Origin of the sequence: Streptomyces ferrugineus (assembly GCF_015160855.1) — a bacterium.
GTDB classification, from domain to species: domain Bacteria; phylum Actinomycetota; class Actinomycetes; order Streptomycetales; family Streptomycetaceae; genus Streptomyces; species Streptomyces ferrugineus.
This window is the reverse complement of sequence record NZ_CP063373.1, coordinates 8,380,336-8,392,621: the sequence shown is the minus strand read 5'-3', so window position 1 is coordinate 8,392,621 and position 12,286 is coordinate 8,380,336. Positions and strand designations below refer to the sequence as shown.

At 65.2% G+C, this 12,286-nt stretch carries 9 protein-coding genes and 1 pseudogene; 1 reads left to right on the top strand and 9 read right to left on the bottom strand.

The window, feature by feature from the left end; translation table 11 throughout:
* Positions 1–73: 73 nt before the first annotated feature.
* The 3 genes from IM697_RS37280 to IM697_RS37270 all read right to left on the bottom strand — a co-directional run bounded on the left by IM697_RS37280 (position 74) and on the right by IM697_RS37270 (position 6,324).
* Positions 74–340 carry a YrhB domain-containing protein gene (locus IM697_RS37280; RefSeq protein WP_194040817.1) on the bottom strand — a complete coding sequence of 89 codons (267 nt, stop codon included), beginning with the start codon at positions 338–340 and terminating at the stop codon, positions 74–76.
* Positions 340–5,580, bottom strand: coding sequence for a DUF6531 domain-containing protein (locus IM697_RS37275; protein ID WP_194050033.1), 5,241 nt, complete (start codon positions 5,578–5,580; stop codon positions 340–342). The genes IM697_RS37280 and IM697_RS37275 overlap by 1 nt, the downstream gene beginning before the upstream one ends.
* Before the next feature lie 432 nt (positions 5,581–6,012).
* A complete protein-coding gene (locus IM697_RS37270) occupies positions 6,013–6,324 on the bottom strand; it encodes a hypothetical protein (protein WP_194050156.1) in 312 nt (103 codons plus the stop codon).
* Here IM697_RS37270 and IM697_RS45790 point away from each other — a divergent pair.
* A pseudogene (locus IM697_RS45790) lies at positions 6,242–6,508 on the top strand (tyrosine-type recombinase/integrase); the annotation flags it as partial. The gene IM697_RS37270 and the pseudogene IM697_RS45790 overlap by 83 nt on opposite strands.
* Positions 6,509–6,800: 292 nt before the next feature.
* Here the strand turns inward: IM697_RS45790 and IM697_RS37265 are convergent.
* The 6 genes from IM697_RS37265 to IM697_RS37240 all read right to left on the bottom strand — a co-directional run bounded on the left by IM697_RS37265 (position 6,801) and on the right by IM697_RS37240 (position 12,172).
* Positions 6,801–7,286: a hypothetical protein gene (locus tag IM697_RS37265; RefSeq protein ID WP_194040815.1), complete on the bottom strand. Its 486-nt coding sequence runs from the start codon at positions 7,284–7,286 to the stop codon at positions 6,801–6,803.
* Positions 7,287–7,469: 183 nt separating this feature from the next.
* On the bottom strand, positions 7,470–8,738 hold the full coding sequence (locus IM697_RS37260) for a hypothetical protein (RefSeq protein WP_194040813.1): 1,269 nt from the start codon (positions 8,736–8,738) through the stop codon (positions 7,470–7,472).
* Positions 8,735–9,481 (bottom strand): ATP-binding cassette domain-containing protein, encoded by a 747-nt coding sequence (locus tag IM697_RS37255; RefSeq protein ID WP_194040810.1) that lies wholly within the window; start codon positions 9,479–9,481, stop codon positions 8,735–8,737. The genes IM697_RS37260 and IM697_RS37255 overlap by 4 nt, the downstream gene beginning before the upstream one ends.
* 73 nt (positions 9,482–9,554) lie before the next feature.
* Complete coding sequence (locus IM697_RS37250; RefSeq protein WP_194040808.1) at positions 9,555–9,884, bottom strand: hypothetical protein; 330 nt, start codon at positions 9,882–9,884, stop codon at positions 9,555–9,557.
* A 393-nt stretch (positions 9,885–10,277) separates the two neighbouring features.
* On the bottom strand, positions 10,278–10,778 hold the full coding sequence (locus IM697_RS37245) for an NUDIX domain-containing protein (protein ID WP_194040806.1): 501 nt from the start codon (positions 10,776–10,778) through the stop codon (positions 10,278–10,280).
* Between the two features lie 35 nt (positions 10,779–10,813).
* A complete protein-coding gene (locus IM697_RS37240) occupies positions 10,814–12,172 on the bottom strand; it encodes an NsdA family TPR-like regulatory protein (RefSeq protein WP_194040804.1) in 1,359 nt (452 codons plus the stop codon).
* Between the last annotated feature and the right edge of the window lie 114 nt (positions 12,173–12,286).

The window sequence follows — 12,286 nt, the reverse complement described above, 5'->3', positions numbered from 1 at the left end:
AGGCCCTCTTGGTCAGTTCGTCATGTCCAGCCCTATGGCCCGCGGGGTGATCGTCGCGGGCCATAGGTCGGTGTCAGAACAGGTCGAGCTGGGCGGACTCCACCGCTCCCAGCATGTGGCACTTCCCGGTCTCTCCGTCGACACACACATATCCCGTGCCGACCGCCATGTCCCGGAAGTCTCCGCTGCGAAGGTAGGCGACCGACTGGCAGTCGAAGTAGAACTTGCCCTCAACCTGGGCACGCTCCCCCTCGACCAGCGCGAAGGTCATGCCTTCATGGCTCACCTCCCTGTCGAGGAACTCCTGGGCGAGCCTGGTCGCCTGTTCCATGTCCAGCATCAGTCCGTCCTCAGGAGGGAGAAGTTTCGCCACGTCGAGAGATCAGCGTGCCCCGTCTGGCCGTCCAGGAACACGACATCCCCCTTGACGTTGACGACGTTGAAGACATGCGCCTGCCTGCCTTTCTGGCCCATGACGATACCTCTGGCGCCGTCTCCCGAGGACTTGATCTCGTGCACGATGCCGGAGAGCGTCGACTTCTTGAAACTTCTTCCGCCGTACAACGCCTCGATAGGCGCCGTGGGGCCTTCCTTGAGTGCTCCGGGAGCCGAAGACGGAGACCCATCAGCGAGCAGGCGGTCAACTGCCACAGCGCAGGCACGGCAGTTCGTCCCGCCGCCTTGTGGGTTCACCAGTGCCTTGAGCTGAGCGGTGATGGGCGTCTTGTAGGGGATGCCTCCGTACCCGAGTGTCACTCCCCCGCCACCTGGACCGAAGCGCAGGTTCCCGACCTTGATCGTGGTGCTCTCAGGGAAAACGGCGGCTCGCCGCCACCCTGTGAGGCCGCCGACCCCCACGAGGACAATCTGCTCGGTCAGTTCCTCGGCGGCGTCGGCGTACAGGTCCGCCAGTGCGTCGCACCCCTGCTGCCGCAGCAGGTACTCGGCACGGTAGAGCCGGTAGGCCGGGCGGACGGGAAGGTACTTGTCGACGAAGGCTCCGGCGCCGCCGTTCTCTCCCGTGAACGCATCGTGTACGTCTCCGAGGAACACGAACGGTGACTTGAAGACGTCGACGAAGGCGTCACCGAAAATGCCGAGTACTTGGCCGAAGCTCTCGACGTGCTCGTCGTCGGGGTTGCCGGGCGCCAGACCGCTGGGGTCCGTGAGGTGGGTGGGCTGGTTGTCGGCGTAGGCGTACGCCGAGACGTATGGGGTGGTGAGGCTCCTTGTGGCGGGGTCGGGGCGGTTGAAGCGGCCGGTAGCGGTGTTGTACTGGCGGGCGTGCAGGTCGAGGTTGCCGGTGGTGGTCTCGTAGCGGGCGCCGATGTAGGACGGGGTGCCGGCGGGGGCGCCGCTGGTGGTGATGTTCAGCACGCGGGTGCCGAACGGGTCGTAGGCCCAGCGCTGGTACAGCGTGCCGGTGCCGTTGGTGACGTCGACGGGCGAGCCCTGGGTGTCGTGGTGGTAGTAGAAGAGCGCGCCCGAACCGGTTTTCGTCGCGGTGGGCTGGTCCAGCGGGTCGTAGCGGTAGGACTGCTTGATCGCCCAGGCGCTGTCGTATTCGGTGGCCAGCATCGGCAGGGGGGCGTTGGGGTCCCACTGGGTGCGGTTGGTGACCGTGCCGTCCTTGCTGGTGGTGACCTGGTTTCCGCTGGCGTCGTGGTCGTAGGTGTAGTTGGCGCCTGCGACGGTGGCGGCGGAGATCTGTCCGGCCAGGTCGTAGGTGTATGCGTCGGCGCCTGCCTTGGTCTGGTTGCCCTCGCTGTCGTAGTCGTAGGCGGTGGTCGTGGTGCCGGTGGTGGTTGAGGTGAGCTGGTCGGCGGCGTCGTAGGTGTAGCTGGTGGATGTCGTGCCCAGTGTCGAGGTCAGGCGGTTGCCGACCTTGTCGTAGGTGTAGGAGGTGGTGCGGCTGGATGCGCAGCCGGTGACCCAGGGCTGCGGGAAGCAGCCGGAGATGAGACGGCCCGCCGCGTCGTACGTCAGGTCGTAGCCGCCGGTGCCGACACTGGCGCGGGTGACGTCGACGTGGGTGGGCAGCCCGGCGGCGGACAGGGTCAGCGCCGTCTTGGTGACGGTGGTGCCCGACTTGGACGAGGTGACCGCTGTCAGGCGTCCGGCTCGATCGTAGGCGCGGTCCTCGGTTTCAGTGTTGGGCAGTGCGGACCGGGTCAGGTTGCCTGCAGCATCCCAGGTGTAGTTGGTGGTGACCCCGTCGGCGGTCATGGATGAGGTGCGGCCGTCGTTGTCGTAGGCGTAACGGATGGTGTTGCCGTCGGAGTACTTGCGGGTGAGCATCTGCCCGGCGGCGTCGTAGGTGTAGGAGAAGCCGCGGGTCTTGGTGAGGTTGCCGACCCCGTCGTAGACGAAGTCCTCCGAGATCTTCGAATTGGCGCGCGAGGTCATCTGCCCGGCGGCGTCGTAGGCGAAGGTCGCGTCGGGCGTGGCGTCCGAGTAGTCGACCTTGGTGAGCAGGCCGCGCGGGTCGAAGGCGTAGCTGGTCGAGCCGCGCGGGCTGGTCTTCTTGGTCAGCTTGCCCTCGGCGTCGTACGCGTATGAGGTCACGCGGTTGAGCGGGTCGGTGATCGCGGTCAGGCGGCGGGCCGCGTCGTAGGCGTACGACGTGGTGTGGTTGTTGGCGTCGGTGCGCTTGGCGACGTTCCCGGCCGAGTCGTAGTCGTAGGTCGTCTTTCCGTCGTCGGCGGCTGTCACCGTGGTGAGTCGGTCCAGCTTGTCGTAGCCGTAGGTGGAGACGCGCTTGTCGGCGTCGGTGCGCTTGGTGACGTTGCCGACCGCATCGTAGGCGGTGGTGGTCACGCCGCCGAGCGGGTCGGTGACGGAGGTGAGGTTGCCGGCCGCGTCGTAGGCGTACGTGGTGGTGTACCGGGCGGGGTCGGCGCCGGTGGCGTTGCCGCGCGGGTCGACTGCGGTGGCCTTGCGGCCGTCGCCGTCGTAGGTCCAGCTCTCCTTGTTGCCCAGGGGAGAGGTGCGGCTGAGCAGGTTGCCGTCGGCGTCGTAGGTGTAGGTGGTGGTCTTGCCGAGTTGGTTGGTGGTGCTGGTCAGTCTGTTGTTCTTGTCGTAGACGGACGTGATGCTCTTGCTGAGGGCGTCGGTGACCTTGGTGGCGTTGTCGACGGCGTCGTAGGTGTAGCTGGTCGCGTCGCCGAGCGGGTCGGTGACCTTGACCGGTCGGTTCACGGCGTCGTACTCGGTGGTGACGGCCGCGCCGGTGGGGCCGGTGACCTTGGTGCGGTTGCCCGCGGCGTCGTAGGCGTAGCTCGTCGTGTAGGCGGCCGGGTCGGCACCGGTGACGTTGCCGCGTGCGGAAACCGAGCTCAGCAGGCGGCCGACCTTGTCGTAGGTGTAGGTCGTCTTGTTGCCCAGCGGATCGGTCTCCGACGCGAGGTTGCCGAGCGCGTCGTAGGTGCGGGTGACGGACTTGCCCGCCGGATCGGTGGTCTTGGTGAGGTTGCCGGCGTCGTCGTACGCGAAGGTGGTGGTGTTGCCCGCCGGGTTCTTCGCGGACGTCAGCTGCTCGGCGCCGTTGTAGCCGTAGGTGGTGGTGCGGCCCAGCGGATCGGTGGCGGTGGTGAGCAGGCCGCGGCCGTCGTAGGTGTACTTCGTGGTGTAGGCGGCCGGGTCGGCACCGGTGACGTTGCCGCGGGGGTCGGTCTTGGCGGTGATGCGGCCTGCGCCGTCGTAGGTGAACGTGGTCTTCTCACCGAGCGGGGTGGTGACTGAAGTCCGGTTGCCCGCGGTGTCGTAGCCGTACGTCGTGGTCTTGCCGCGCGGTGTGGTCACGGTCGCCAGGGCGCCGAGTGCCGTGTACGTGTACGACGTCTTGCCGCCGAGGGGATCGGTGGTGGACGTCAGCCGGCTGGACGTGTTGTAGGTGTACGACGTCTTGTTGCCGCGGCCGTCCGTGTGGCTGAGGATGTTGCCCGCGCTGTCGTAGGTCCAGCTCTCCGAGTAGCCCAGCGACGACGGCGCGCTGCGCGTGAGCATCCGACCGGCACTGTCGTACGTCATCGACGTGGTGTTGCCGCGCTGGTCGGTGATCTCGACGGGGCGCAGAGAGCGGTCGTAGCTGTAGGAGACGCGCTTGCCGTACGGGTCGATGCTCTCCAGCAGCACGTTGCCGGAGTAGACGTCGGTCCACACCCCGCCGTCCGGGGCCGTCATGTGCGACTCGCGGCTGCCATCCCATGTGAACGTCGTCTTCTTGCCGTTCTGGTCCGTCTGGGAGGTGACCCTGCCGGACGAGTCGTAAGTGTTGCTGACCTTGCCGCCCGCTGGGTCGGTGTACGAGGACAGCCGCTTGCCGGCGTCGTAGGCGTAGGTGGAGATCTTGCCCGCCGGGTCGGTGGCGGAGGTCAGCAGCCCGTCGGTGTAGGCGTAGGAGACCGAAGTGGCGTCCGGGAGGCTCACCTTGGTGACCAGGCCGTCTGCGTTCAGGGTGAAGCTGGTCGTGCGGCCGGCCGCGTCCTTGACGGACGACAGCTTGCCAGACGCGTACGTCAGCGTCAGACCCTGTCCTGCGCCGTCGACGACCGATGTCAGCCGACCGGTGCTGTTGAACGTGCGCTTGGTGTGATCGGGCGTGGTCACGGTGTAGGTGCTGGTGCCCTTGACGAGCCTGGCGGCCGATCCGGCCGGCGCGGTGTACGTGCCGTCGCCGGCTTGTGTGAAGGCGAACTTCGCTCCGTCGTCGGCCTGGTAGGTGACCTTGTCGGTGGCGATCGTCAGCTTGGTGTCGAAGGGCGTTGCCCAGCCACGCCCGAGCAGGCCGGCCGTGGTGGAGTCGGAGCGGTAGGTTCGCTCCAGGGACACCTGCTTGCCTGCACCGACCGTCTGGGCGTCGGTCAGCTGCTCGAAGAACATGCCGGTCGCCGTGTTGACCGGGTCGGCGCGGTGGGCCTGCGCGTAGCAGGTGCAGATACCGGCCTGGGCGCCAGGGATGTCCGGCGTGTAGAACGCCTCCACCAGCGGAGAGGTGGTGCCGTTCGAACTCCAGCTGCCGTCCGAGCCCTTGAGGAAGATCCAGGCGTAGTACTTCTTGCCGTCCTGGAGGTGACCGCCGAGCTGGTTCGTGCTCCACCAGAAGCACTGGTCGGCCGGGTAGGAGTTGCTCGCCCACCAGCCGTAGCACCAGGCGCCGTTCTCCAGGAACTTCCCGGACGGGTCGCCGGTGGCCTTGCTGACCTCCTGGTCGTAGACGATCTTCCCCGCCTCGTCCAGGACATACATCCAGAGGCCTGAGTACGAGGAGGCCGTGCCCGAGGAGAACTTCAACTGGCCACCGATCGACAGGTAGGCCGGGTACGCGGTGGCGTAGGCCGTCACCCACGACGGGTCAGCCGTCGCCGCTGCGGCCAGGGTCGTTGCCCCACTCTTGGCGGAGGGCGACTGGGTGGTGGAGACCTCGGCCGCCGGGCCCCGCTTCGGGAGCTTCTTCGGTCGACTGTGTGGCTTGGCGGACGGCTTCCCGGCCTCCCTGCCGGGAGGTTCCAGGTAGCCCCGCATCGGTGACGAGTCGTCCCGGGACTGCTTCACCTGTTTGCGCCGCTCCGCCAGCGTCATGGCCTTGGGCGGCTTGGGCAGGTCGGCCGCCGTCCGGACCTTGGCCGGGACAGCTGTGGACGGGGCGGCCGCAGGGCTGTCGGGGAGCGCCCAGGCCGGTACGACGCCTGCAACGGCTATCAGGGTCAGGGCCAGGACCGAGATGAGTGATCTTCGTGCTCGTGTGTGCACTGTGCATCCCTTGTGTGACTGCCGTGAACGGAGTGCCGGGATGATCCTTGGTCAGTGAAGACACGAATCAACTTGCAGCGTGCAAATATGGCTGAATCGCGCAGGCAAGTAACGGCTTCCGGTCGCGGAGCGCCTGGTCAGCCGGTTTCCGTGAGGGGCTGCCATCAGATGCGGCGTGAACATGCCTATCAGCTGGGATGAGCGGGCGGTGGCGAAAGGGCCGTGCCTGGCAACCGGTTGGACCGCGTTGGCGCCGGCAGCTTAGGCCGGTGCTTCGCGTGCGCGGCGGGCGAGTTCGGCGGCTCCGGTGGCGCGGAGCGAGGTGATGGCCTTGCGGGCGCGGCCAAGCTGAAAAACTCGTCGAGGTTGCGTACGCCTGCTCGGCGTGCGTGGGGCGGTGAGGTCGCCGGACTTCGGGCGGCGCAGCCCGAACTCGGCCTCGATCTTTCGGCGTTCGCGCTGGGCTCGCCGACCGTCCCGATTCGTACGGAACTGCGCCCGCAGGACGCTCCAAGCAGCGGAGAACGAGGCGGCCGGGCGTGAGGCCCGCAAGCCGGTTGAGCCGCCGCGCATGGTGACCCATGGCTTGCGTCACTTCTTCGCCTCCGCCGTCATCACGCGGCGGATCTGCGCGCACTTGTGGCCGGGCGAAGAAGACCGCACCCGGACCGTCATGGACGCCGTGCTCGGCGGCCTGCGGGCCGGGTGCGGACAGGTAGGCGATGCGACCCGCGTAACCGCGGGTCAGACGGCCTAGCCATGGATCAGGCCTTCTTGGTCTCCTAGTAATGGGCCGGGTCGGTGGCCTGCGGGGAACTTTCCTGTGGGGCGCTGACCTGGCCTTTTGGTGATGGGTGGCGATGGAGTGCGACGGTCTTGAGCGGGTGTCTTGCGGACTGTGTGCGGACTGGATGCCTGTCCAAGGGGCTTGGTTGAGCCGCATCCGCGACGCTCACTCGTTGCTGCTTCTTGGGGCAGCATGACGTGGCTGGGCGGGCTGGAGTCGCGAACGGGCATCTTCGTCTTCGCCAACGCGCTGCCACGGAAGCTCAGCGACTGGCGGGCATCGGGAGAATCGCTTCGCGCATTCTCTTCTGTCTCCACGGGGTGAGCCACAGGGAGAATGCTCCGAGTGTCAGGAGCCCCAGGACAAGGAACAGGCTCGGCATGTCACCGGGAGATCTGGCGGTGAACTCCCACCACACGTAGGGTGTTTCGGTCTCGGCTCCCCCTGATGCTCCCCAGTAGGTCACGGCGCAGGCGACCACCGCCGGAGCCACCCACGAGAGTCTCCAGCCAAAGATCCTTCCCGACAGCAGCGCCAGTCCGATCCAGCCAGGCAGGGACCGAGCCATGATCAGCAGTACATTTGGTGTCAGTGTCAAAGCGGAGATGAGGAAGTACGGTGCGGCGCACAGAAATGCTGTGGCCACGAAGCAGAGAAATTGTGCGCGGTGAAACTGTTTGGTGGCGACGCTTTCGAGATCTGCCAGCTGGCTATGAAGGCCGAGCGCGGGCAGCACTCCGATTCCCATGACGAAGATCCTCCACATGGGAACCGGCGCGCTTGCGTCTGACAGAGCGGTCGGAAGTGGTGCCTGCCTCCCTCCCAAGGCTGCTGTGAGGACTCCAAGCACGATTGCTGTGGCGATAATTCCTGGACTTCTATGCAGAGCCAGGAAGGACCGCATGGGAAAGTTCTTCACTTCTGGGGCAGTCTATCCGCAGTAGTTCTGATTCATGTGATTCACTTTTCCTTCAAGCCATTTGAGTTGCTTCTCTTCTGGCAGGGTATTGGCGACCCTGGAGGCTTCCTCGAATTCTTCCAGCAGTTTGGGTGGTGCGCCGGCTCCGATTTTATAGTCCGGACTGCCGCCGCCAGCCAGGTAAGTCTCGATCCAGTGGTTGATTACATCCGCAGTGTAATCTTCGTTCTCCCTGACCTTGTTCCAGTCGCAGTTCTGGAAGGTTTCTGCCGTAACAGCGTCGGCTATACCCAGAGCAAGTGCCCATCGGCTTCCTTCGGAGATGTCAAAGTCACCTCCTGTCTCGACGGTGGTGCCCGTCGGTCCTTTCGAGATAATTTTCTTAGTCCCGTACTCGGACAGACGTTTGGGAACTTTGAACCCGGACGGCAGTGATGCGACTCTCTCGTTTGTCGACTTGGCTATCGGGATGTACTTTTCGTGTTCGGGCCACAAACATATTTCGATCGCGCCATCAATGCAGTGCAATCGTGTGGGGGCTTGGCGGTCTACAACTGCCGTGGTGCTCACGATGGTCGCCCCCACAGCTACGACCGCGCATGCCGTGATGGCGAGGCTGGGTTCTCGCAGGCTGGTGCGATTGATTCGCGACGGCAGCCATGTAATTGTGAAGAGGAAAGCAGTGGCGACCAGGAGGCGCAGCGAGACTGAAGTGAGATCCACCATTCGCCACGGAGGCCCGCTTGTCACGATCATATCCGTGGAACTGCCAAGGGTCGACACCACGATGATCCAGCTGAGGACAGAGCAGAGCGCCGCCATGATCGGGCTAAGGAGTTTTCCGATAGCCCAACCCCACCCCGCGGCCAGAAAGATCGTGGAGGCTCCCATGAGAACATAGCCGAACCACAATTCGGCTCCGGGAGGGAAAGTGCGCGCCGTCATAACAAAAGCGACGGCATGGCCGATGAGGTACGGGGCCAGGAAGACCGCTACGAGAGCGCCCAACCGGTGCAGTTCGATTCGCGATTTCGACAACGAAGCAGCAGAGAACTGCTCCTCAAGATTGCGGGTTGCCCTGAATCCCGATGCAGTGGCGGCCGCCCCGGAAGCAAGGATGCTGAGAAAGAAAGCAGGGACCTGGGCAGCTGCACCGGTCTCTGGCCAGATTCCGATCCAGAAGTTGGTGCGCAGGAAGAGGAAGGCCAGGTCGAGGACGACCAGCGCAAGAAGTGTCCACTTAATGTAGGAGGCGCGAAGGTGGAGCAGAAAAGCCTTCAAAGTCGCTGCTCCTCTGCCGGCAGGAGGCTCATGTACCCTCGCTCCAGGTCTGAGTTTCCGGGCAGATCAGCGCGTGCAGTTGCAGATAGCTCGCTCACGGACCCGTCAAATTTCGCTTCGCCACCATGCAGGACAATTACGCGGTCGCAAATCGCGTCGATGTCATCAGTCAGATGGGTGCTCAGGACAACTGTCGAGTTCCTAAGGCTTGTGATGATCTTTCGGAACTGAAGGCGTTGGCGTGGATCCAAGCCGACCGTAGGCTCATCTAGGAGGATGAGTGACGGATTACCAACGATTGCCCACGCGATCCCTGCCCGCTGACGCATTCCGCCGGACAATTTCTTCATCTTGGTGGCGGCGGACTCAACGAGGTCGACTTTCTCCAGTGCGGACATAGACGAAGCGCGCCAATCGCTCGGCGGAACACCACGCAGCCAGGCCGCGTATTGAACGAAGTCGATAACTCTCATTCCGGGGTCATACCCGAAATTCTGTGGTAGGTAGCCGATCTCATTGCGTGCTCTGCGTGCAGCTCGTTCATCACGAATGACTGTGCCGTCGAGAGATATCTCTCCGGACTTGGGCGGCATGATGGTCGCCATTGTTCGGAGAAGCGTGGACTTGCCAGCCCCGTTGGGGCCCAGTAGCCCTATAACTCCCCGTTTCAGGTCAATGGTGAGATTTCGGATGATGACGTCAGAGCCGTAACCCTGGTGGATGTTTGACAGGTGCAAGCTCATTTACGTGTCCCTGTGTGCCAAGTAGGGGCTCTGCTATGCAGCAGAGCCCCTACATTAGATCGCGCCGTTTCCCTTAACGGAAGACGGTGTCCACGCCGACGACCTCGAAGATGCAGTCTTCACCGTCGTAGCTGGTGGTGCTGCCAATGCTGCGGTACCTGTTGAGGGTCTCGTCACCGTCGAACGTGCAGTCGGAAGTCGACTGGTACTGCCCCGCGTTTCTGGCACCCCCAGACCAGCAGCGCTGGTCCCAGTCGGTGTTCCAGTATATGCCGTAACAGTTGTGGACCGTGTTGCCGTAGCCCTCCGCGAAAACGTTCGGTGCGGCAGCGCCTACCGCACCCACGCTCAGAAGGGCCACTGCTCCGCCGCGAGCCACTGCGGAGATGAACTTACCCCCCATAGGGTTTCTCCTTTTCCTTCATGCTTCATCACGGTGTTCTGCACCAGTTCCGCACACGAAGCGACATTGCATTTCGGTACGTCGAATGCGGACGGTTCGTAACCATCCAGCAGGTACCTGGTGCAGCTGTCGCCATGAACCTATCAACTGCCCCGATGGCGCCAGCAAGCGCTTTCTCGGCCATGTTGATCAAGGTGAAAGCGTTCAAGCATGCACACTTGCCCGATTTTGCGTAAAGCAAAGGACTGGCAAAGCGGGCAAAGCAGGGCGTCAGTCCCTGAGCTGTGGCTGAAAACGTTCGTGATCTGCACCCTGCTCTTCATGGACGGCACCAAGCAGCGAGCGGCGTATGGCTACCGGGCCGTTGCTTCCCAAGCGCGTTCGTGGGCGTCTCTACCGCCAGCCGTCGAGGGAGACCTCCGGGCCGGCCGCGAGGTACCGGTGAAGGGCGCTTGAGGTTGTGTCCACGAAGTTCTCGGGGATGGCGCCGGCGTCGACCCAGCAGACCTGGGCGTGCTTGCGGGGTTCGCGGTTCTCGGGGGCACCGGTCCATTCGTGGGCGGCGAAGACGACTGTGAGGAAGCCGTTGGGGGCTTCGACGCCCCAGGCGCCGTGGATGATGTGGGCGACCTTGAGGGACTCCGGCTTCACGGTCAGGCCGGTCTCCTCGTACAGCTCCCGCACGGCGGTCTCTGTAATTGGCTCGCCGGGTTCGCTCTTGCCGACGGGGAGGTCCCACATGCCCTGGGCGAATTTGGCGTTCTGGCTGCGCTGGAGGAGTACGACGCGGTTGGCGGCCTTGTCGTGGACGATGACGGCGGCGACCAGCAGGGTCATGGATTCGAGGGCGGGCGGCAGGGCTTTGGGCTGGTCGTCGGTGGTCCGCTGAGCCACGGCTGGTGTCCCTTCGTCGGCCGGATGGTGGCAGCTTAGGCCAGTGCTTCGCGTGCGCGGCGGGCGAGTTCGGCGGCTCCGGGCACTTTGCGGCGCTGGTAGATGGAGAGGGTGGAGCGGAGCGAGGTAATGGCCTTGCGGGTGCGGTCGGAGGTCATGCCCTCCATCAGGGTCAGGGCCTTGGACCACGCGGCTACGGCCTCGTCGGCGCGGGCCTGGGCGGCGAGGCTGTCGCCGAGGTCGGCGTAGGTGAGGGCGTGGACGCGCTTGTACTTCTCGGGGTCCCAGCGCACCAGGGCGTCGCGGTGTTGTTGCTCGGTGCCGACGTGGTCGGCGAGGTCGGTCAGGGTGCGGGCGGTGTGGCTGGCGAGGGTGCCAGCTGCCGGGCCGCTGACGCGGGAGTAGCTGGGCTGGGGGCCGTCGTCGCGCAGGAGGGCGTCTTCGGCGGCGAGCAGGGCGCGGGCCGCTGCGGGCTTCTCGCCGACCGCGGCGTAGGCGCGGGCGTGGGTGATGTGCAGCAGCGCTTCGGTCTGGCCGTCGACGTGGCCCAGGCCGCGGGTGAGGGCGCCTTCGACCAGGTCGACGCAGTGGTGGGGCTGTTTGAGGCTGAGGGATTGATGGGCGAGGGCGCGCATCATCCAGGCGGCGTGACCGCACGGGTCGGCTTCGCAGGCGAGCTGGTAGCCGACCTGGTAGTAGCGCTGGGCGGCGCCTTCCTGGCCGAGGTCGTGGTGCTTCCACCCGGCGAGGTAGGCGAGTTCGGCGACGGCGCCGAAGGCCGCTTGCCGTAGGGCTTCGTTCGGGAATCGACCGCGGAGCATGGGAGCAGCGGTGTCGGCGAGGTAGGCGGTGACGGTGGTCAGGCCATGGCCGCCGCCGAGGCGTTCGTCAGCCGCACTGAAGGCTGCGGTGATCTGCCGTACGACCTCCACGTCCTCCATCCCGACCAGGGAGCTGCCGGTGCGGGCCCGCAACATGCGGGCGGTGGCCTCGTGATCGTAGAAGAGCGGCATAGCCACGCCGGCCGTAGTGAAGGCCGCCACGGCAAGAAGACGGCGGCGCTCGACGTCGGCACGGCCCAGGTCGGTGGCGGCCAGAACCGGATCGCGCTCCTCAGCCACCGCTGCTTCCGGTGTATGAAGGCCGATCTCGGCCAAGGTGATGGTGCGGCCTGCTCGTCGGGACAGCGCCTCAGCAAGGTACTGGCCGGTCCGTCCGGTCGGCCGGCGTGTGCCGTTCGCCCAGTGCGAGACGGCCGACTTGTTGGTCTGGAGGATCTCGCCGTTCTCGGCCGCGATACGCCGGATGTCCTTCGCCAGCGCCTCGTACGTGCAGCCGATCGCCTCGATGACGTCACGCAGACGGGAGTTGGGACCCCTCGGCGCTGCTGCCACGATCGCCTCCGCTCAGGAGCTGTAAACCGCGTATACCGCTTCAACTGCCTCTCACCGTACCCACTGTGCGTGACGGAGGGTTCACTAAACATCAGCCGCCCGGCCCCGGTCCGA

Excerpts from the sequence above, each read along its gene's own strand:
- IM697_RS37280 (WP_194040817.1), bottom strand. The coding sequence starts at position 340 with ATGCTGGACATGGAACAGGCGACCAGGCTCGCCCAGGAGTTCCTCGAC.
- IM697_RS37275 (WP_194050033.1), bottom strand. The coding sequence starts at position 5,580 with ATGACGCTGGCGGAGCGGCGCAAACAGGTGAAGCAGTCCCGGGACGAC.
- IM697_RS37270 (WP_194050156.1), bottom strand. The coding sequence starts at position 6,324 with ATGCGCGGCGGCTCAACCGGCTTGCGGGCCTCACGCCCGGCCGCCTCG.
- IM697_RS37265 (WP_194040815.1), bottom strand. The coding sequence starts at position 7,286 with ATGGGAATCGGAGTGCTGCCCGCGCTCGGCCTTCATAGCCAGCTGGCA.
- IM697_RS37255 (WP_194040810.1), bottom strand. The coding sequence starts at position 9,481 with ATGAGCTTGCACCTGTCAAACATCCACCAGGGTTACGGCTCTGACGTC.
- IM697_RS37250 (WP_194040808.1), bottom strand. The coding sequence starts at position 9,884 with ATGGGGGGTAAGTTCATCTCCGCAGTGGCTCGCGGCGGAGCAGTGGCC.